General features: G+C 71.9%; 22 protein-coding genes. 10 read left to right on the top strand and 12 right to left on the bottom strand.

Features of this window, described 5'->3' with window-relative positions; translation table 11 throughout:
• Nucleotides 1–54: 54 nt before the first annotated feature.
• Nucleotides 55–939 (top strand): GntR family transcriptional regulator, encoded by an 885-nt coding sequence (locus tag ACLJQM_RS06485; protein WP_410630444.1) that lies wholly within the window; start codon nt 55–57, stop codon nt 937–939.
• Here ACLJQM_RS06485 and ACLJQM_RS06480 read toward each other — a convergent pair.
• From ACLJQM_RS06480 to nth, 4 genes are read right to left on the bottom strand one after another with little or no spacing between them, the layout of a single operon-like run.
• Nucleotides 936–2,120 (bottom strand): MarP family serine protease, encoded by a 1,185-nt coding sequence (locus tag ACLJQM_RS06480; protein WP_360777606.1) that lies wholly within the window; start codon nt 2,118–2,120, stop codon nt 936–938. The two genes, ACLJQM_RS06485 and ACLJQM_RS06480, sit on opposite strands and share 4 nt — an antisense overlap.
• A gap of 4 nt (nt 2,121–2,124) precedes the next feature.
• On the bottom strand, nt 2,125–2,823 hold the full coding sequence (locus tag ACLJQM_RS06475) for an NUDIX hydrolase (protein ID WP_410630443.1): 699 nt from the start codon (nt 2,821–2,823) through the stop codon (nt 2,125–2,127).
• Complete coding sequence (locus tag ACLJQM_RS06470; RefSeq protein ID WP_247017306.1) at nt 2,820–3,419, bottom strand: TlpA family protein disulfide reductase; 600 nt, start codon at nt 3,417–3,419, stop codon at nt 2,820–2,822. Before ACLJQM_RS06470 ends, ACLJQM_RS06475 begins: the two co-directional genes overlap by 4 nt.
• A complete protein-coding gene (gene nth, locus ACLJQM_RS06465) occupies nt 3,416–4,099 on the bottom strand; it encodes an endonuclease III (RefSeq protein ID WP_360777612.1) in 684 nt (227 codons plus the stop codon). Before nth ends, ACLJQM_RS06470 begins: the two co-directional genes overlap by 4 nt.
• A gap of 226 nt (nt 4,100–4,325) precedes the next feature.
• On the opposite strand from nth, the gene ACLJQM_RS06460 reads away from it, so the two are divergent.
• The 4 genes from ACLJQM_RS06460 to ACLJQM_RS06445 all read left to right on the top strand — a co-directional run bounded on the left by ACLJQM_RS06460 (nt 4,326) and on the right by ACLJQM_RS06445 (nt 8,265).
• On the top strand, nt 4,326–4,577 hold the full coding sequence (locus tag ACLJQM_RS06460; protein ID WP_013230551.1) for a hypothetical protein: 252 nt from the start codon (nt 4,326–4,328) through the stop codon (nt 4,575–4,577).
• A gap of 150 nt (nt 4,578–4,727) precedes the next feature.
• Nucleotides 4,728–5,402, top strand: a complete 675-nt coding sequence (locus ACLJQM_RS06455; RefSeq protein WP_003081747.1) for a Crp/Fnr family transcriptional regulator — start codon at nt 4,728–4,730, stop codon at nt 5,400–5,402.
• 418 nt (nt 5,403–5,820) lie between these two features.
• Nucleotides 5,821–7,089 carry an MFS transporter gene (locus tag ACLJQM_RS06450; RefSeq protein WP_410630442.1) on the top strand — a complete coding sequence of 423 codons (1,269 nt, stop codon included), beginning with the start codon at nt 5,821–5,823 and terminating at the stop codon, nt 7,087–7,089.
• 114 nt (nt 7,090–7,203) lie between these two features.
• Entirely contained in the window at nt 7,204–8,265 is a 1,062-nt protein-coding gene (locus tag ACLJQM_RS06445; protein ID WP_410630441.1) for a DNA polymerase III subunit beta, read from the top strand.
• Nucleotides 8,266–8,298: 33 nt separating this feature from the next.
• Here ACLJQM_RS06445 and ACLJQM_RS06440 read toward each other — a convergent pair whose 3' ends face one another.
• Complete coding sequence (locus tag ACLJQM_RS06440; protein WP_410630440.1) at nt 8,299–9,264, bottom strand: Lrp/AsnC family transcriptional regulator; 966 nt, start codon at nt 9,262–9,264, stop codon at nt 8,299–8,301.
• A gap of 84 nt (nt 9,265–9,348) precedes the next feature.
• On the opposite strand from ACLJQM_RS06440, the gene ACLJQM_RS06435 reads away from it, so the two are divergent.
• A complete protein-coding gene (locus ACLJQM_RS06435) occupies nt 9,349–10,170 on the top strand; it encodes a VOC family protein (RefSeq protein WP_410630439.1) in 822 nt (273 codons plus the stop codon).
• Nucleotides 10,167–11,333: a carboxylesterase family protein gene (locus ACLJQM_RS06430; RefSeq protein ID WP_410630438.1), complete on the top strand. Its 1,167-nt coding sequence runs from the start codon at nt 10,167–10,169 to the stop codon at nt 11,331–11,333. The genes ACLJQM_RS06435 and ACLJQM_RS06430 overlap by 4 nt, the downstream gene beginning before the upstream one ends.
• On the opposite strand, the gene ACLJQM_RS06425 is transcribed toward ACLJQM_RS06430, so the two are convergent.
• From ACLJQM_RS06425 to ACLJQM_RS06395, 7 genes are all read right to left on the bottom strand, one after another.
• The gene (locus ACLJQM_RS06425; RefSeq protein ID WP_247017290.1) at nt 11,311–11,565 is read right to left on the bottom strand and encodes a glutaredoxin family protein; all 255 of its coding nucleotides are present in this window, start codon (nt 11,563–11,565) and stop codon (nt 11,311–11,313) included. The genes ACLJQM_RS06430 and ACLJQM_RS06425 overlap by 23 nt on opposite strands.
• Nucleotides 11,562–12,332: an MBL fold metallo-hydrolase gene (locus ACLJQM_RS06420; RefSeq protein ID WP_410630437.1), complete on the bottom strand. Its 771-nt coding sequence runs from the start codon at nt 12,330–12,332 to the stop codon at nt 11,562–11,564. Before ACLJQM_RS06420 ends, ACLJQM_RS06425 begins: the two co-directional genes overlap by 4 nt.
• The gene (locus ACLJQM_RS06415; protein WP_247017286.1) at nt 12,329–13,147 is read right to left on the bottom strand and encodes an NUDIX hydrolase; all 819 of its coding nucleotides are present in this window, start codon (nt 13,145–13,147) and stop codon (nt 12,329–12,331) included. Before ACLJQM_RS06415 ends, ACLJQM_RS06420 begins: the two co-directional genes overlap by 4 nt.
• 107 nt (nt 13,148–13,254) lie before the next feature.
• Nucleotides 13,255–14,397 (bottom strand): hypothetical protein, encoded by a 1,143-nt coding sequence (locus ACLJQM_RS06410; RefSeq protein ID WP_360777632.1) that lies wholly within the window; start codon nt 14,395–14,397, stop codon nt 13,255–13,257.
• Between the two features lie 36 nt (nt 14,398–14,433).
• On the bottom strand, nt 14,434–15,060 hold the full coding sequence (locus ACLJQM_RS06405) for a hypothetical protein (protein ID WP_247017282.1): 627 nt from the start codon (nt 15,058–15,060) through the stop codon (nt 14,434–14,436).
• The gene (locus tag ACLJQM_RS06400; protein ID WP_247017280.1) at nt 15,060–15,515 is read right to left on the bottom strand and encodes a RidA family protein; all 456 of its coding nucleotides are present in this window, start codon (nt 15,513–15,515) and stop codon (nt 15,060–15,062) included. Before ACLJQM_RS06400 ends, ACLJQM_RS06405 begins: the two co-directional genes overlap by 1 nt.
• A 3-nt stretch (nt 15,516–15,518) precedes the next feature.
• A complete protein-coding gene (locus tag ACLJQM_RS06395; protein ID WP_086679227.1) occupies nt 15,519–15,680 on the bottom strand; it encodes a DUF4177 domain-containing protein in 162 nt (53 codons plus the stop codon).
• Nucleotides 15,681–15,785: 105 nt separating this feature from the next.
• Between ACLJQM_RS06395 and ACLJQM_RS06390 the strand changes: the two genes are divergently transcribed.
• From ACLJQM_RS06390 to ACLJQM_RS06380, 3 genes are read left to right on the top strand one after another with little or no spacing between them, the layout of a single operon-like run.
• Nucleotides 15,786–16,034 carry a hypothetical protein gene (locus ACLJQM_RS06390; RefSeq protein ID WP_360777634.1) on the top strand — a complete coding sequence of 83 codons (249 nt, stop codon included), beginning with the start codon at nt 15,786–15,788 and terminating at the stop codon, nt 16,032–16,034.
• A 21-nt stretch (nt 16,035–16,055) separates the two neighbouring features.
• A complete protein-coding gene (locus tag ACLJQM_RS06385) occupies nt 16,056–17,063 on the top strand; it encodes an ArsA-related P-loop ATPase (RefSeq protein ID WP_247017276.1) in 1,008 nt (335 codons plus the stop codon).
• Nucleotides 17,060–18,169 carry an ArsA family ATPase gene (locus tag ACLJQM_RS06380; protein WP_360777637.1) on the top strand — a complete coding sequence of 370 codons (1,110 nt, stop codon included), beginning with the start codon at nt 17,060–17,062 and terminating at the stop codon, nt 18,167–18,169. The genes ACLJQM_RS06385 and ACLJQM_RS06380 overlap by 4 nt, the downstream gene beginning before the upstream one ends.
• The last annotated feature ends 39 nt before the right edge of the window (nt 18,170–18,208 follow it).

Here is an 18,208-nt window from a genome sequence, read left to right as displayed (position 1 = left end):
CGGCCAAATCTGTGCTAGCACAGACAGCCCGCTGTACTAGGTCAGGAGGCAGCGGTGAAGTACGTGGCCATCGCCGAGGAACTGCGCGGCCGGATCACCCGCGGCGAGCTCCCGCCGGGCGCGCGGGTGCCCTCGACGCGGCGGCTCGCGACCGACCACGGCGTCGCGATGGCGACCGCGGCCAAGGCGCTGGCCCTGCTGGGTCAGGAAGGGCTGGTGCGCGCGGAGCCGCGGTCCGGCACGGTCGTCGCGGGCCGGGAACGCCGGTCCGGTGGCCACCGGACCCTGACCCGGGACCAGATCGTGCGGACCGCCATCGCCGTCGCCGACGCGGAAGGCCTGGCCGCGCTCTCGATGCGTGGGATCGCGGCCCGCCTCGGCGTCGCGGCCATGGCGCCGTACCGGTACGTCACCGGCAAGGAGGAGCTGGTGCTGCTGATGGCCGACGCCGCCTACGGCGAACGCGGCTACCCCGCGAACCCGGTGGGCGATTGGCGGGAGCGGCTGACGCTGAGCGGCCGCACGCTCTGGTCGCTCTACCGACGGCACCCGTGGCTGGCCCAGCTGGCCCCGCTCACCCGACCGCTGCCGCTGCGCAACCTCGGCATGCACGGCGAGTGGGCGCTGGCGGCGCTGGCCGAGCTCGGCGTCGACGCGGCGACGCTGTGCGACCTGCACGTGCTGTTCTTCACCCACGTCCAGGGCCTCGCGATCCACCTCGAACGCGAGCAGCACGCGCTGGCCGCGTCCGGGCTGTCCGAGGAGCAGTGGATGGACCGCCAGGCGCCGCTGATGGGGACCATGACCAGCGGCCGTCCGGTGTTCACGAAGATGCTCCGCGAGCTCGGCGAGACCGGGTACGACCTCGTGCTCGACGACATCTTCGAGTCGGGCATGCGGGCGCTCCTGGACGGCCTCGCCCTGCGGTACGGCCGTTAGGCGGCGCAGGACCCGGTCGAGACGTTCGACGTCTGCGACGGTGCCGCGTCGACCTCGGCGCGGACCTGCTCGGCGGTCAGCGTGAAGCCCGTTTCCGGGTCCTCCACCGCCGCGCCGAATACGACGCCGATGACCTTGCCGTCCGGCGTCACCATCGGGCCGCCCGAGTTGCCGCTGCGGATCTCCGCGCGGACCGTGAAGACGTCCCGCTGAACGGTGTTGGCCTCGTAGATGTCCGGGCCGCGCAGGTTGATCCGGCCGCGCACGCGGGCGGGCGTCGCCCGGTACGGGCCGTCGAGCGGGTAGCCGAGCACGATCGCGCTGTCACTCGCCCGCGCCGTCTCCGGGGCGAACTGCAGCGGCTCGGCGCGCAGCCGCGGCACGGCCAGCACCGCGATGTCGACCTCGGGGTCGAAGTAGACGACGCGCGCCGGGTAGTCGCCCTGGGTCGTCTCGATGCCGACGGTGTCGGTGCCGGCCACGACGTGGGCGTTCGTCATCACCCGCTGCGGCGCGATCACGAACCCGCTGCCTTCGAGCGACCGCGAGCACGAGCTGGCGCTGCCGCGGATCTTGACCACGCTGCCGTGCAGCTGCTGGACGGTGGCGCTGCTCTGCAGCGCGGGGTCCGGCGGCGAGGTGTCCGCCGTCGGCGCCTTCTCGAACGGATCCATGATGGACGGGAAGCCGGACGCGTCGAGCAGCTTGCGCAGCTGGCTCGGGAAGCCCTGGGCGGCGGCCGGCATGGTGTCGTTGACCTTGCCGAGCACGACCGAGCCGTTGATCGCCTTGGCCAGCCCCGGCAGGCCGGACACGGTCGTCAGCGGCGTCGCGATCAGCCACGCCACCACGAAGACGACCAGTGCCTGCACGATCGCGCCGAGCGTCTTGTCGACGCCGGAGAGCTTGTCCGGCCGGATCTTCTGCCGGAGCTTGCGGCCGACGTAGACGCCGATCGCCTCGCCGAAGGCGACGAGGAAGACGACGGTCGCGACCGCGAAGGCGACCTTCCACACCGGGTCGTCGAAGAACGAGACCACCACCGGCGCCAGCTTGATGCCGACGACCGCACCGAGCACGACGCCGACCAGCGACGGCAGCGCGATGAGCACGCCCTGGTACGCGCCGGACACCGCCGCCAGCAACGCGAGCAGCAGCACCAGCACATCGACCCAGTTCACCGTGTCACTCCCCGTTTAGTACCCGCGCGCGGTAGGCGGCCAGCGCTTCGTCGAGGTCCCGGACGTCGCCCGGGTCCCATTCGCGCTCCCAGCCTCCCAGGCTCAGGAGGACCGACAGCAACCCGGCGGTGAACCCCCACACGAACAGGCCGCTGACCTCGAAGGCGGGCCCCTTCCAGGGCGCGCCGGCCTTCTTGACCGTGAACCGGTTCGCGGGGTCGACCAGGTCGGCGATGGCGACGCGGGCCACGGACGCCGTCTCGGCCGGGTCCACCGCGCGCACCGGCGACGGCTCCGCCCAGTGCGCCAGCACCGGCGTCACCGCGAAGCTGGAGACCGGGACGAACAGCTCCGGCAGCACCGCGACCGGCCGGACGCCGGCCGGGACGACCCCGGTCTCCTCTTCGGCCTCGCGCAGCGCCGTGCCGATCGGGCCGCCGTCGCCCTCCTCGGCGCCGCCGCCGGGGAACGAGACCTGCCCCGCGTGCGAGCCGAGCGTGTCGGCGCGGCGCTGGAGCAGGACGTCGGGTTCGCCGTCGGCTTCGCGCTCGCCGAAGAGGACGAGGACCGCCGCGGCGCGCGTGTACGCGGCTTCGGGCGGGCTGAACCGGGTGAACGTCTTCGCGTCGACGTCGCCGCTGACCTTGACCAGCGGCCGCAGCCACTCGGGCACCGACTCCGGCTCGACCAGTGGTCCGATCACGATGCCCCCTCGACTGCCGCGCGCACCTGGTCAGTGTTCCCGAAGGTGCGGGGATTCGCGATGAACCGGACCTCGCCACCGGCGGTGACCAGGTAGGACGCCGGGAGCGCCGAGGGCACCTTGAGCGCGGCGCGGACCGGGCCGCTGCCGCCGTCCCCGTCGAACACCGACGGAAGGTGCACGCCCAGGCGGGCCAGGAGGTTCAAGCCGTCCTTCGCCGGGCTCTGCACCTGGACGCCGAGGACGCGCACGGCGCCCGGCTGCTTCGCGTACTCCTGGAGCACGGGCAGCTCGGTCCGGCACGGCTGGCACCACGACGCCCACACGTTGACCAGCACCGGAGCGCCGGCGAGGGCCTGGCCGACGTCGACGCTCGCGCCGTCGCCGAGGCAGTCCGCCTTGACGCCTTCGAGCTGCTTCACCGGCGGCGCGGAGCCCGGCGCGGGACACGGCTGGAGCGCCGCCGCGGACCGGTCGGGCGCGAGGTCCTCGGACGGCTTCGCGGCGCGGTCGTCACCCCCGCGCGGCAGCAGCGCGACGATCAGCGCCACGGCCAGCACCGCGGCGGCCAGCGCCCACTTGGTGACTCTCGTCACCGGGGCGCCGCCAGGGCGAGGATGTGGTCCTTTTCGACACCCTTGACCAGCTTCGCGGCTTCCTCGAACCCGGTCGGGCCGGTGCCGTACGACGGGCAGTCCCTGGCCAGCGGGCAGGCGCCGCACGCGGGCTTCTTGGCGTGGCAGACGCGGCGGCCGTGGAAGATCACCCGGTGGGAGAGCATCGTCCACTCCTTGCGGGGGATCAGCTCGCCGATCGCGTGCTCGACCTTGACCGGGTCCTCTTCGGCCGTCCAGCCCCAGCGCCGGACCAGCCGGCCGAAGTGCGTGTCGACGGTGATGCCGGGGACGTCGAAGGCGTTCCCGAGCACCACGTTGGCGGTCTTGCGGCCGACGCCGGGCAGGGTGACGAGGTCGTCGAGCTTGGCGGGCACCTCGCCGTCGAAGCGTTCGACCAGCGCCGCGCCGAGCCCCATCACGGAGTTCGCCTTGGCCCGGTAGAAGCCGGTGCTCCGGAGGTACTCCTCCAGTTCGGTGCGGTCGGCGCCCGCGTAGTCGGCGGCGGTCCGGTAGCGCTTGAACAGCGCCGGCGTGACCAGGTTCACCCGGACGTCGGTGGTCTGCGCGGACAGCACGACCGCGACCAGCAGTTCCAGTGGCGTGGTGAAGTCGAGCTCACAGTGGGCGCCGGGATACACGTCGTCCAAGCAACGCTTCATCCGCCTGGCGCGTCTCACCAGAGCCAATCGGCTTTCACCAGCGCCCTCACGGGGGGCGTTCGTGGTGGCAGGAGGCACCCCGATAGCCTACGGGCGCCGTCGGACGGGCCGGTCAGTGCACCGGTGGACACCGACACGCCAGAGCACCACCTCGGCGCAGTTTTCCGGCCGCCATGAGCGAGGATCTGGAGTAGATGCTTTTCACTGAGTGTTTCGGGGTCCGGTCATGACTGTCTGGTTCGTCATCCTGGTCCCCCTCGTGATCATGTTCTTCGCGCTCTTCATGGAGCGCGTCGAAAGCAGGCTCAAGCACGTCGCGGTGCAGGAGAACGAGGTCGAAGAGTTCCTCGAGCAGGCGCAGCCCAACGAGGTCAGGGCGCTCTACGGGCACGGCATCGGCCGGGCCCTCGAGCTGTTCCGGCTCCGTAGGCTGGGCGGACGGGCAGCCAGGCTACGCGCGCGTCGCGTGCGGAGTTAGGCTCCACGTTCGAACGAGATCGTTTCGGCGGGCCGCGCGTCCGACGGGCGATCTCGGGAGTACGCCCTAGACTGACGCGCAAGTGATCGGCGTCACGCTCCTCCAGCCAAGGGAGGGGCGTGAACGTTTCTCGACGAGGAGGCACCCGAGGTGGACGAAACCCTGGCCCGTGCGGGCATTTTCCAGGGTGTGGAGCCGGCAGCGGCGGAGGCGCTGGCCCAGACCTTGGAATCCGTGGAGTTCCCCCGCGGCCATGTCATCTTCAACGAGGGTGAACCCGGCGACAAGCTGTACATCATCCAGTCCGGCAAGGTGAAGATCGGCCGCAAGTCGCCGGACGGCCGCGAGAACCTGCTGGGCATCTTCGGCCCGTCCGACATGTTCGGCGAGCTGTCCATCTTCGACCCCGGCCCCCGGACGTCGAGCGCGACCACGGTCACCGAGGTCCGCGCGGTCACCATGGACCGCCCGGCCCTGCGCCAGTGGATCTCGACCCGCCCGGAGATCGCCGAGCAGCTGCTGCGCGTGGTCGCGCGCCGCCTGCGCCGGACGAACAACATGGTCGCGGAACTGATCTTCACCGACGTCCCGGGCCGCGTGGCGCGCGCGCTGCTGCAGCTCGCGCAGCGGTTCGGCAGCCAGGAGGCGGGCCTGCTGCGGGTCACGCACGACCTGACGCAGGAAGAGATCGCCCAGTACGTCGGCGCCTCGCGCGAGACCGTCAACAAGGCCCTCGCCGACTTCGCCCACCGCGGCTGGCTGCGGCTCGAAGGCAAGAGCGTGCTGATCCTGGACCCGGAGCGCCTGGCCCGCCGCGCTCGCTGAGTCTTTTCACGGCGAAGGCCCCTCACCTCGGTGAGGGGCCTTCTTCGCACCCGGAACACAGTGCTTGCCCAAAACAAAGAGCCGGGCGCCACCCCCGACGTGGCGCACCGGCTCTTCGTTGTCGCGCGGACCATCCCCCGACGATCCGCGCTCCCCGCCCTCCGGGCCAGGCCCCGACCCATATGCCGGAGGGAGCTGGGTTCTGTGCTGTTGTTCAACCATCACGGCCCATACCCACGAATTCAAGGCCATTCACTCTCAAGGACGCCACCTGGGCCGTTTCGTTGCACGAGTTCACGGAGAATATCGTGACTGTTACCGGATCGAGACCAGTCATGATCCACTTGCAGTCGCCGGTGACGCACCTGACCGCCAAATAACTGGTACTCACGTACCACTCTGCGGCATACTGGCACGCGTGTCCCAGTCTGCCTCGAACCACGAAAGCCGCACGTCCCTCGCCGACTACCGCACCGCGCTGACGACCCGCGCGGCCCGGCGGCCCGCCGTCGCGTCCGTGCTCGCCCGCCTGCCGATCGCCATGATCGGCATCTCGGCCCTGCTCTACGTCCAGCGCGAGACCGGCTCCTTCGCCGCCGCCGGGCTCGTCTCGGCCGGTTCACTCGTCGGGGTGTCGGTCGGCGCCGTGGTGCAGGGCAGGCTGATCGACCGGTTCGGGCCCACACGGCCGCTGCTCGTCTTCGCGCTGCTGTCGGCGCTTTCGATGGCGGCGCTCGTGACGGCGATCGAGTCGCACGCGGCGACGGCCGTGCTCGTCGCGCTGGGCGCGGTCACCGGGCTGTCGGAACCGATGGTCGGGTCGGCGTCGCGGGCGCTGTGGACGCGACTGCTCCCGCCGGGTGGCGCGCGCAACGCCGCGTTCTCCTACGAGGCGATCAGCATGGAGGTCTTCTTCATCCTCGGCCCGGGTGTCGCCGGGCTGCTGGTGCTGGCGCCGTGGGCGGGGACCGGGCTGGTGCTGGGCGTCGCGCTGCAGTTCACCGGCGCGCTGCTGTTCGCGCTGAGCCCGGCGGTCCGGGACTGGGGTCCGGCTCCGGGTCCGTCCGGCTCCCTGCTGGGCGCGCTCTCGAGCCCGGGCATGCGGACGCTGGCGCTCGCCGCACTCGGCTTCGGCGTGGTGATCGGGTTTGTCGAGGTCGCCGTGCCGGCGTCGGCCACCGACGCCGGTTCTCCCTCGTTCGGGGGGTTGCTGCTGTCGGCTTGGTCGCTGAGCTCGGTCGCGTTCGGCGTCGCGTACAGCCTGCGGCCGTGGCCGCGCCAGCTGGGCCTGCGGCTGCCGGCGCTGCTCGGCGGGTTCGGCGCGCTGGTGGCGCTGCTCGCGTGGCCGTCGTCGCTGTGGGGCCTGGCGCTGATGATGCTGCTCGCGGGCGCGCTGATCACGCCGCAGTCGACGGCGCACTCGGCGGCGATCGAGCTGGTCGCCCCGGCCGGGACCGCGGCCGAAGCTTTCGGCTGGGTGCTGACGGCGGTGACGCTCGGGTTGGCGGGCGGCCAGTCGGTGAGCGGCTACCTGGTCGAGCACGCGGGCCCGGGCGCCGCGTTCCTGGCGGCGAGCGTGGCCGGGCTGGTGCTCGCGGTGGGGGTCTGGCTGCTGCGCGGGACGATGCGACCGGCTTCGCCGCCGGCGTCCGTCGGCTCGCCCACGCTGGTCGGCGCCGGTCAGTAGGTCTGCCGCGGCTGGTCGTGAGTGGGAAACCGTGTTCTACCCCTGTTGCTCACTCACGACCCCTGAGCTGCGGGTTTGCGGTTTTTGTCGGTGGTCGCCGCTAGCTTGGCGGGCATGGACGTCACCGCTCCTGCCCACCGCCTCTCGGCGGCCGTCTCCGCCGCGTCGCGGCTGCTGCCCGCGCGCGCCGGGCTGCGGCTGCGTGCCGGTTCGGCGGGGCTGACGGTCGCCGGCAGCGACCCGGATCTCACCGTCCGGTTCGACTGCCCGGCGACCACGCACACCGACGGCTCGGTCGTCGTCCCGGCGGCGCCGCTGGTGGAGACGCTCAAGGTGCTCGACGCCGAGCTGGTGCGCTTGGTCGTCGAAGGCAGCCGCCTGGCCCTGCGGCTGGACAACGCCCGCTTCGCGCTCCCGCTCCTCCCGGACACCGAGGCGGCCGCCGGCCCGCCCGCCCAGGTGTCCGAAGTGGACGGTGCGGCGTTCGCCTCGGCGTTGCGGATCGTCGCGGGAACGGCGGCGAAGGACGACCCGCTCCCGCTGTTCACGGGCGTCCGCCTCCAGTCGGCGGGCAACCGGCTGACACTGACGGCATCGGACCGCTACCGGATGGCGGTGGCGCGCCTGCCACTGCTGTCACCGGGTGCGCTGGACGTCCTGGTCCCGGCGGCCCTGCTGTCGGAAGCGGCCCGCCAGGCCCGCGGCCGCGTCGGCCTGCACGTCGGCCCGGGCCGGTTCGGGGTCAGCTGGCCGGGCGGCCTGGTCGGCACGGCGGTCCTGGACGCGGGCTTCCTGTCGGAGGACTCGATCCAGTCGGGCGCGGTGGACACAACGGTGACGTTGACGGCGGACGCGCTCGCGGCGGCCGTCCGCCGCGTGGGGGTGTACGCGGAGGATCGGCGGGTCCTCACGCTGGAGGTGGGCGACGCCCAAGTCCGCCTGGCGAGCGCTCGCCAGGACACGGGCGAGGCGGAGGAAACCCTGAAGGCGGACGTCACCGGCGACCGGACGTCACCATCGTTCCAGGCGCGCTACCTGCTCGACGCACTGCAGGCGTTCGACGGGGAGCGGGTGGTGCTGTCCATCCAGCCGGGGATGCGGGCATGCATCCTGCGGGCGGCGGAACCCGGGGAGGTGGAACTGACGTACTACCTGATGCCGATGCTCAGCCGATGATCTCGGCGATCCGAGTGGTTCGGGCTGTTGGCGCTACACCGGCGGCACCGTGCCGAAGCGCTTCAGCGTCCTGATCATCGGGGCCGTCTCCACCTGGCGTACGCCTGGCAACCCGCCCATGTCGTCGGCCAAGTACGAATACAGGGCCGCGTCGTCGCGGCAGCCGACGTTCGCCACCAGGTTCGACGGGCCCGTCGTGGCCGCCGCGAAGGCGACCTGCGGGTGGGAGGCCAGCGCCTGGCCGGCCGACTCCAGGGCTGACGGAGCCACCGTCAGCCAGAGGGTTGCCGTCAGGGGGTAGCCCAGCAGGGCCGCGTCCACCTCGACGTCGAAGTACAGCGCGCCTGACGTGCGCAGGGCCTCCAGGCGACGGCGGACCGTCGACTCCGAACGACCCGAAGCCGCCGACAAAGTCGACATGTCGGCTCGGCCGTCGTGGGCCAGCGCGGTCAGGAGGGCCGGGTCGCCGGGTTCTGGGCGGTAGGTCGTCGGCGTCGAAGGGGGAAGGAGCGCGGCCGCTTCCGAAGGGGACAACGCGCTCGAGCGGCCGGACCAGCCCGCCGGGCCGCCGGCGAAACGGCGCAGCAGGCGGTACGCCGTCATCGAGACCACCCGGGGTGTCTTCGGCAGCTGACCCAGCAGCAGGCCGTCCGCCTGCTCGCGCAGTGGGGCGCGGATGAAGCACACGATCTCCGTGCCGCCGGACATCAGGCTCACCCACTGGGTGTCGTCGCGGCGGGCCAGTGCCGCGGCGATCGGGGCGGCCGCGTCCGGGACGCAGCCCAGGCGGATCAGCCAGTGGACCTGGCCGAGCGGGGCCGCCTCCGGGACGCCGACCACGCGCAGCACCCCGGACGAGCGCAGCTTGCGGTAGCGGCGGGCCACCGTCTGGTCCGAGACGCCCAGCACCGACGCGATCGTGCTGAACGACGCCCGGCCGTCCAGCTGCAGCGCGTGCGCCAAGCGTCGGTCGAGCTCGTCGAGCAAGCCGGATTCCACCAGCCGAGCCTAATTCGTGTCGGATTCCGGGCACAAATACTCGACGAACGGAGAAAAGGCCGGCCGGAGACCAGGCTCGGGGGCATGAACATCGACCACACCGTCTTCCTGACCAGGAAGTACGCCGAAACCTGGCGGCGCTACGAAGAACTCGGCTTCACGCTGAGCCCGCCGTCGCCGCACTTCGCGTCCCGTCCCGGCGACGGCGCACTCGTGCCGAGCTGCACCGCGAACCGCTGCGCCTACTTCGGGGACTCGTTCCTCGAACTGATCGGCATCGTCGACGAAACCGCCGGTGATCCGTGGCGGGTCCTGCCCATCCTGGACGCGCGGGGCGACGGTCTGCACGGCTGCTCCTTCGGCGTCGACGACTCCGAGGAAGCCGAACGCCGGCTGCGCGAAGCCGGGCTCTCGAACTCGGGCGTGCTGAAGCTGCAACGGGACGTCGAACTGCCCGAAGGCACTCGCACCGCGCGCTTCCGCAGCGTCCACGTCAGCCGGGACCGGACACCCGAAGGCATCCTGCACACCGCCGAGCACCTGACGCCGGAGTACGTCCACCAGCCGCGCTACCTCGGCCACCCCAACGGTGCCCGCGGGGTCGCCGGGATCTTGCTGGTCGTGCCCGACGACGAAGTCGCCGCCTTCGAGAAGAGGTACGCCGTGATCACGCAAGGCCGGCCACTGGCCGACATCGTCGGCGTCAGCGACCTCGACGCCGTTTTGCCCGGCGAACTCCCGAAAGAACTCCCGTTCTTCGCCGCCCACGGCGTCGCGGTTGCCGACCTGGCGAAAGCGCGGAAGCTGGTCGAGGAGCACGTCCCGACCACCACCCGGGCCGACGGGTTCTTCGTCCGCGCCGAGGACGCGGGTGGCGCCGCACTGTACTTCGAGGAGGCACGATGATCGTCGAAACCACCACCGGACCGGTGCGCGGCGCACAGGGCGCGTTCAAGGGAATCCCTTACGCCACCGCGAAACGCTTCGAAGCACCCATGCCGCCGAAGCCGTGGACCGAGGTGAGGGACGCGCTCGAACCCGGTCCCGCCGCGCCGCAGCCGCCGTCGCGACTGGAGCACGCGCTCGGGCCGATGCCCCTGCCGCAGAGCGAGGACTGCTTGTCCCTCAACGTCTTCACGCCGTCGGCCGCCGGGAGCCGGCCGGTGCTGGTGTGGATCCACGGCGGTGGGTTCTCCAGCGGTTCGGGCGGTCAGGTCTGGTACACCGGCACGCGCTTGGCGCGCGAGGCCGACGCCGTCGTCGTCACGCTCAACTACCGCCTGGGCGTGCTCGGCTTCCTGTGCGCCGAAGGGATTCCGCCGAACCTCGGGATCGCCGATCAGCTCGCCGCGCTCGGATGGGTGCGGGACAACATCGCCGCGTTCGGCGGGAACCCGGCCGAAATCACCCTCGGCGGGCAGTCCGCGGGTGCGCAGTCGACGCTCGCGCTGTGGTCGTCGCCGCGCGCGCACGGCCTGATCAAGCGGATCGCGTTGCAGAGTGCGCCGCTCGGGATGCGACCGTCCACAACGGACGAAGCCGCGGTGGCCGCCGGGCGGTTCGCCGAGGCGTTGGCGGGCGAGGACATCCGGACCGCGCCGGTCGAGCGGGTGCTGGCCGCGCAGCTCGCGGTACCCGGGAAGCCGGGCTCGATCGAACCGCCGTTCCAGCTGGTCGCCGACGACGACCTCGTCGCGGCCGACCTCATCGAGGCCGCACCACGCGGGCCCGCGCTGATCAGCTGGACGCGAGAAGAGCTACGCGCCTTCGTCCCCGATGCGCCGCGAGAAGCGATCGAGACCGCCAACAGCTTCTTCACCAGCGAAAAGCTGATCGAGAAGCTCGACGCCGTCACCTACCGCTTCGACTGGCAGGCGCCCGGCAACCGGTTCGGTGCCTGCCACTGCATCGACATCCCGTTCCTCTTCGGCACCCACGACGTCTGGCCCGCGCCGATGCTCGAAGGCGCCCCGGAAGGCCTCGAAACGGAACCCGGGTTGCGCGAAGTGTGGGCCGCCTTCCTGCACGGAAAGCGGCCCAGCACGATCAGCCCGCCGAAGCTGCCTTGACGGCGGCCTCGACCTCGGCGAAGGACGGGTTGACCATGGCGGTCGACCCGACGATGACGGTCGGGACCGTCTCGTTCCCGTTCGCGACTTCGCGCACGCGCGCGGCCGCGGACGGGTCCTCCCAGATGTTGATCTTCCGGACGTTGAAGCCGCTCTTCGACATCGGCCGGTCCAGCGCGGCGCAGAACCCGCACCCCGGGCGCCAGTAGAACTCGACCTCGACGTTGCTCATCCCTGTTCCTCCGACCGCAAGTAGTCCAGCTGCGCCTGCACGCTCAGTTCGGCGGGCGCCCACAGCGCCCGGTCGACGTCGGCGTACACGACCTCGACGACCTGGCGCGGGGTGGCGTCCGACCCCAGCGTCCGAAGAGCCGAACGCACCTGGTCGAGCCGCTGTTCCCGGTGCGCGAGGTACTCACGCGCGGTAGCCGGCAGATCGGGGAGCTCCGGGCCGTGCCCGGGCAGCCCGGTCGTGCCCGCCGGCAGCTCGATGAGCTTCCGCAGCGAGCGCAGGTAGTCGCCGAGGTCGTGCAGCACCGTGGTGCCGCGGCCGAGGATGGTGTCGCCGGTCAGCACCTGGCCCTCGAGCACCAGCGACACCGAGTCGCCGGTGTGCCCGGGGGTGTGCAGGACACGCAGGTCGAGGCCGCCGGCCGAGATCACTTCGCCGTCCACAAAGGACGACGCGCCGACGCACAGCGCAGGGTCGAACGCCCGCACCGGCGCACCGACGCGCTCGGCGAACCACGGCGCACCCTCGGCGTGGTCGGGGTGGAAGTGCGTGAGGAGCACCAGCTCCACCGCGCCGACGCCGGCCAGCAGCTCGAGGTGCTCGAGGTCGCGGTACCCCGGGTCGACGACGACGGCCGGGGTGCCCGGCGTCGCCCGCAGCACCCAGCTGTTGGTGCCTTCGAGCGTCATCGACGACGGGTTGTTCTCCAGCAGCACCGAAGCCGTCGCGGTGACCTGGCGCAGCACGCCGTACGCGGGGGCGCTCATCGCTTCTCCAGCACGACGCGGACGTGGTCGTTCTCGCGGATGAGCGTCGGCGCGATCCGGACGATCTCGCGCGGCGCGTTCAGCACGTCTTCGGCGGTCGCGAACTGCGCGAGCTCGCTCAGCGTCAGCCACGTCGGCGGCATCAGCATGCGGCGGCCTTCGCGCGCGTCGGCGATCGCCTCCTCGGGACGCTGCCAGCCGGAGCTCGACGCCTCCGACGTCGCCCCGTCGGCCTGCTGGCCCTCCGGCAGCTTCGCGACGTAGAAGCGGGTGTCGTAGCGGCGCGGCTCCTGCTCCGGCGTGATCCAGTGCGCCCAGGGGCGCAGCAGGTCCGCGCGCAGCGTCAGGCCCGCGTCGGCGAGGAACCCGGCCAGCGACACCTCTCGCGTCTCCAGCGCCTGGCGCGCGGCGGCGTACGGGACGACGTCGGTGAGCACGGTCTCCGAGCTGCCCGCGAGCAGCACCCCGGACTCCTCGAACGTCTCGCGCACCGCCGCGCAGGTCAGCGCCCGCGCGAGGGCTTCGTCACAGCCGAAGCGCGAGGCCCACCACGACGGGGCCGGGCCGGCCCAAGCCACCGACGCGTCGGCGTCGCGCTGGTCCACCCCGCCGCCCGGGAACACGGTCATCCCGCCCGCGAACGGCATGCCCTTGACCCGGTGCTGCAGGAAGACCTCGACGCCGTCGGCGCCGTCCCGGACCAGGATCACGGTGGCCGCGTCCTTCGGCGTCGCCGGCGGGCCGTCCGAGTTGGCGCGGGTGGCTACCCCGGCGCCGACCGGGATGTCGAAGACGAACTCCTTTGGCTGCTCCACCCGGGCAACATACCTCCGCCGCCCGACGTTCCGTCGCCCAGTTGTGGCATCCCGGACACAGCAAAAGCCGCACTTTCACGTGAAAGTGCGGCTTTGTGCTGCAAAGCCTAGGGAGCGGTCCAGCCGCGCTGGTCGCCGCCGGAGCGGGAAGCGCCGTTGAGCCGCATCTTCGCCGCCTCGGCCCGCTCGCGCTCGGCCAGCTCGGCGTGCAGCTCGCGCAGCAGCGCCCGGTCGCGCTCGCTCAGGCTCGGGTCGTCGAGGTCCAGCGCCGGCAGCTCGACGACTTCGTGCATCGACGGCTTGCCCGCGGCGATCTCACGGCCCTTCTCCGGGTCTTCGGCCAGCGCCTGCCGCAACTGCGCGACTTCGGCCGGCGTCAGGTCGGCGGTGCGCTCCGCGCGGGTCTCGGACCGTTCGGCCCGGATCTTGCGGGGCGGTTCCGGGGCCGGTGGCGGCGGCGACACGATCGGCACCACCGGGGCGACCGGCTCGACCGGCGCCGTCGTGGGGCTGCTCGAGCGCATGCTGTGCCTGCTGCCCGACTCCGCGACCGGCTCCGGGCTCACCGGGGCCGGCGGCTTGACGACCGGCTCCGGCCGAAAGGACGACGTGCTCGACGTCGTGCCCCCCGTCACCCAGGCCGGCGACGCGGCCGCCGAAGCGGCCTGGTGGTACTCGGAGTGCGCCACCCCCGGACCGCTGACCTCGACGACCGAGTGGATCCCGGCCCGGCGCAGCGCCGTGTCGACGCGGAACGCGACGGCGGGCGGGTTGCCGTCCGGTCCCAGCTCGACCAGCACCACGCGCTGCGGCAGCGCGCCCGGCACGCTGCCGGCCGGCGTGTTGCGCCACACCGCGTGCACCGACCGGACGTCCGGCAGCACCTGCAGCGTCCGGTCGAGCGCCTCGGCGATGCCGAACTCCGGGGAGTTCTCGCCGGTGAACCGGTGCGCGTTGACCGGCTCGGCCTCGTCGACCAGCAGATCGTTGGCCAGCGTCGCGTCCGAACGGCTCATCTCGAGCACCAGCGCGAGCTCGCGCTGTTCGGCGGAGCTGACCGGGATCCGGCCCGCGATGAGCGTGCCGGTGGTCAGCTCGACCGCCTCGTCGATGTGGGCACGGGCGATCAGCTCCCGTGCTTCGGTGAGTGCGCTGTCGTCGATCCGGCCCGCCAGGGCCAGTAACAGGTTGTGCAGGCGCAGGGGCACCGAGAACCCGTCCATGGGCGGGCCGTCGTGGACCTCCACCATTGCCTTGCTCCCTCCCAGCTCGCTGGCGGGCGAGCGTTATGCGGCTACTAGCCGGCTTCCCGTCACCGCGCCCACGCAGACCAGCTCTGAGTCGGCCAGCGCGGCCCGGTGGTAACCCGGCAGGTCGAAGCGCGGCGGGATGACTTCGACGCTGGGCTCTTCGTCGCCCAGAACGCGCAGCACCCGCTGCAGCTCGCCGGTCAGCCTCGGCAACCCCGCCTGTGCGGTGATCAGCAGGACGCGCTTGGCGGTTCCCTGCCCGACCACACCGACGTGTCGCCAGCTCTGCCGCACTTCCCCCACGTCCGGGCGTCCCCGCAACGTTGCGTGGATCAACACGGACACGGAGTCGACCGAGTTAACCCATTCGGGCGCACTCGACGTGAATGTGTACCGGTTCTCGGTGACGTCGTCTACCCCCAGCGTCGAACTGACCTGGTGCCAGTCCGCGCCGTGCGGGATGAGACCGGCCACGAGCAGCCGGTACTCCGTCTGGTCGAGATCGATCCTGTGCTTAAGCAAAGACCTCGGCAGGGTCCGGGCGAGCGTGCCCATGGCGCCCTCGCCGAGCCAGTCGCGGAACCGCCACAGCAGCTGGTCGGGCAGCCGCCCGGCCAGCCGGAGCAGCAGTTCGTGCGTGGACTGCTCGATGTCCGGATCCATCACTGCACCTCCACGATCAGTTCGACCTCCACCGGCGAGCCGATGGGCAGCTCCGCGACGCCGACGGCCGAGCGGGCGTGGATGCCCGCGTCGCCGAAGACCTCGCCGAGCAGCTCGGACGCGCCGTTGACGACCGCGGGCTGGCCGGTGAAGCCCTCCGCGGAAGCCACGAAGCCGACAACCTTGACGATCCGCGCGACGTTGTCAATGCCGACCAGTGCGTGCACGGCCGCGAGCGCGTTGAGCACCGACGTGCGGGCGTGACCCTTCGCCTCTTCCGGGCTGATCTCCGCGCCGACCTTGCCGGTCGCGGCGAGCACGCCGTCGACGAAGGGCAGCTGGCCCGAGGTGTAGACGTGCTTCCCGCTCTGGACGGCGGGCACGTAGGCGGCCAGCGGAGCGGCCACGCCGGGCAGCTCGATGCCGAGTTCCTTCAGCCGTTCGCTCCAGCTCACGGATCAGCCCTTCGGACGCTTGAGGTACGCGACGTGCTGCTCGCCCGTCGGGTTCGGCAGCACGGTGACCAGTTCCCAGCCGTCCTCGCCCCACTGGTCGAGGATCTGCTTCGTCGCGTGGATCAGCAGAGGGACGGTCGCGTACTCCCACTTGGTGGCGCTCATAGGTCGGGAGCGTAGCCAAGCGGGCAAGGGCGCCGGGTGCCACCGCCGGAAAACGGCGCGCGACGCGCCGTCGTGTGGTTCATCTCACGTCGCTAGCGTTGGCCCGTGGATACCTGGCGCGTGATCGCGACGGCGCTGCTCGCGGCGGCCGGACTCCCCCTGGTGCTCGTCGTGATGGCGAAGGTGCGCGATCGGACGCAGAGCTCGGGGCAGGTGGCCGTCGGCGGCGTGATCACCTTCACCCTGCTGCTCGTGGTGGGCGTGCTCACCCTCACGGTGCTGCCCGGCGCCGTGGCCTGGGCACTGGTCGCGGCGGTCGCCGCTGCGGTCAGCGTCATGCTGCTGGCCAGCTGAGAGCTGATTTAGGGTGAAGAAGTGACCACTTCCCATGCCGGCTGGACCGACGAGCTTGCCCGCGCCCGGCTGCACTTCGTCACCGGCAAGGGCGGGACCGGCAAGACGACGCTCGCCGCCGCGCTCGGGCTCGCGCTCGCCCGCGAAGGCCGGCGCGTGCTGCTCATCGAAGTCGAAGGCCGCCAGGGCATCGCCCAGCTCTTCGACACCGAGCCGCTGCCCTACGCCGAGCAGCGCATCGCGTCCGTCCCCGGCGGGGGCGAGCTGCGCGCGCTGCACATCGACGTCGAAGCCGCGCTGCTCGAGTACTTCGAAATGTTCTACAACCTGGGCTTCGCCGGCCGGACGCTGCGGCGGATGGGCGCGATCGAGTTCGCCACCACCCTCGCGCCGGGCCTGCGGGACGTCCTGCTCACCGGGAAGGTCAAGGAGTGCGTCGGGCGCACCGAGTCCGACGGGCGGCACACCTACGACGCCGTCGTCGTCGACTCGCCGCCGACCGGCCGGGTCGTCAAGTTCCTCGACGTCACCAAGGCACTGACCGACCTCGCGAAGACCGGCCCGATCCGCGGCCAGGCCGACGGCGTCGTCAAGCTGCTGCACTCCGGCGAGACCGTGATCCACCTCGCCACGCTGCTGGAGGAGATGCCGGTCCGCGAGACGGTCGAGGCCGTCGCCGAGCTGGACGGCGCCGACCTGCGCCCCGGCGCGGTGCTGGTCAACCGGGTCAGACCGCCGCGGCTGCCGGCCCGTTCGGTGACCGCCGCCGCGGACGGCCGCGTCGACGCCTCGCGCGTCCGCGACGGGCTCGCGTCGGCCGGGCTGAAGCTGCCGCAGGAGACGCTGGAAGCGCTGGTCGACGAGACCGTCGAGCACGCCGTGCGGGTCGCCGCCGAGCAGCGGGCGCGGGAGCAGCTCGCCGAGGCCGACCTGCCCACCCTCGAACTGCCGGACCTGACCGACGGCATCGACGTCGCGGCCCTCTACGAGCTGGCCGAGGCCCTGACCGAGCAGGGGGTGCGGTTGTGACCACCGTCGACATCGACGCGTTGCTGGACGACCAGGAAAGCCGTGTGATCGTCTGCTGCGGCTCGGGCGGTGTCGGCAAGACCACGACGGCCGCGGCGCTGGCGCTGCGCGCGGCCGAGCGCGGCCGCCAGACAGTCGTGCTGACCATCGACCCCGCGCGGCGGCTGGCCCAGGCGCTGGGCTTGCGCGAACTCGGCAACCACCCGAAGCAGGTGCAGGTCGACGGCTTCGAGCCCAAGGGCGAGCTGTGGGCGATGATGCTCGACATGCGCCGCACGTTCGACGACATGGTGCGCGTGCACGCCGGGCCGGAACGCGCCGAGCAGCTGCTGAAGAACCCCTTCTACCAGACCATTTCCACGTCGTTCTCCGGCACGCAGGAGTACATGGCGATGGAGAAGCTGGGCCAGCTCGCGGCGACCGGCGACTGGGACCTGATCATCGTGGACACCCCGCCGAGCCGCTCCGCGCTGGACTTCCTGGACGCCCCCACCCGGCTGTCGTCCGCTTTGGACGGACGGATGATCCGCCTGCTGACCGGCCCGGCGAAGGCCGGCGGCTGGGGCCTGCGCAAGGTCGTCAACGCCGGGTTCTCGATGTTCGCGAAAGCGGTGTCGACGATCATCGGCGGCCAGCTGCTGACCGACGCTTCGGCGTTCATGCAGGCGTTCGACAGCATGTTCGGCGGCTTCCGCGAGCGCGCCCGCAAGACGGCGGAGCTGCTGCGCTCGTCGGGTACGTCGTTCCTGGTGGTGGCCGCCCCGGAGCCGGACGCGCTGCGCGAGGCGTCCTACTTCGTCGAGCGGCTGTCCTCGGAGTCGATGCCGCTGGCCGGCCTGATCGCGAACCGCACGCACCCGGTACTGGCGTCGCTCTCGGCCGCGGAGGCACTGGCGGCGGCCGAGAACCTGCAGAACGCGCCGTTGGCCGAGGCGGTGCTGCGGCTGCACGCGGACCGCGTCGCCCTGGCCGCGCGCGAAGAGCGGCTGCTGGCGCGGTTCACCCGGGCGCACCCGGAGGTGGCGCTGGCGAGGGTGCCCGCGCTGGCCGGCGACGTGCACGATCTGGAAGGGCTGCGCGACATCGGCGTGAAGCTCGCCGGCTGACGCGTCACTTTCATAGGGAAAGTTGCGCGCTCGAGCGGT

The sequence above is a fragment of the Amycolatopsis sp. cmx-4-83 genome (assembly GCF_046548815.1).
Taxonomy (GTDB): Bacteria; Actinomycetota; Actinomycetes; order Mycobacteriales; family Pseudonocardiaceae; genus Amycolatopsis; species Amycolatopsis pretoriensis_A.
Note: the sequence above shows the minus strand (reverse complement) of the source record. Positions and strands in the feature narration are given on the sequence as shown.

What these genes read in the sequence shown, in the direction of transcription:
- ACLJQM_RS06410 (WP_360777632.1), bottom strand. Translation starts at nt 14,397, where the DNA reads ATGGTGGAGGTCCACGACGGCCCGCCCATGGACGGGTTCTCGGTGCCC.
- ACLJQM_RS06460 (WP_013230551.1), top strand. Translation starts at nt 4,326, where the DNA reads ATGACTGTCTGGTTCGTCATCCTGGTCCCCCTCGTGATCATGTTCTTC.
- ACLJQM_RS06430 (WP_410630438.1), top strand. Translation starts at nt 10,167, where the DNA reads ATGATCGTCGAAACCACCACCGGACCGGTGCGCGGCGCACAGGGCGCG.
- ACLJQM_RS06445 (WP_410630441.1), top strand. Translation starts at nt 7,204, where the DNA reads ATGGACGTCACCGCTCCTGCCCACCGCCTCTCGGCGGCCGTCTCCGCC.
- ACLJQM_RS06420 (WP_410630437.1), bottom strand. Translation starts at nt 12,332, where the DNA reads ATGAGCGCCCCCGCGTACGGCGTGCTGCGCCAGGTCACCGCGACGGCT.
- nth (WP_360777612.1), bottom strand. Translation starts at nt 4,099, where the DNA reads ATGAAGCGTTGCTTGGACGACGTGTATCCCGGCGCCCACTGTGAGCTC.
- ACLJQM_RS06425 (WP_247017290.1), bottom strand. Translation starts at nt 11,565, where the DNA reads ATGAGCAACGTCGAGGTCGAGTTCTACTGGCGCCCGGGGTGCGGGTTC.
- ACLJQM_RS06435 (WP_410630439.1), top strand. Translation starts at nt 9,349, where the DNA reads ATGAACATCGACCACACCGTCTTCCTGACCAGGAAGTACGCCGAAACC.
- ACLJQM_RS06405 (WP_247017282.1), bottom strand. Translation starts at nt 15,060, where the DNA reads ATGGATCCGGACATCGAGCAGTCCACGCACGAACTGCTGCTCCGGCTG.
- ACLJQM_RS06395 (WP_086679227.1), bottom strand. Translation starts at nt 15,680, where the DNA reads ATGAGCGCCACCAAGTGGGAGTACGCGACCGTCCCTCTGCTGATCCAC.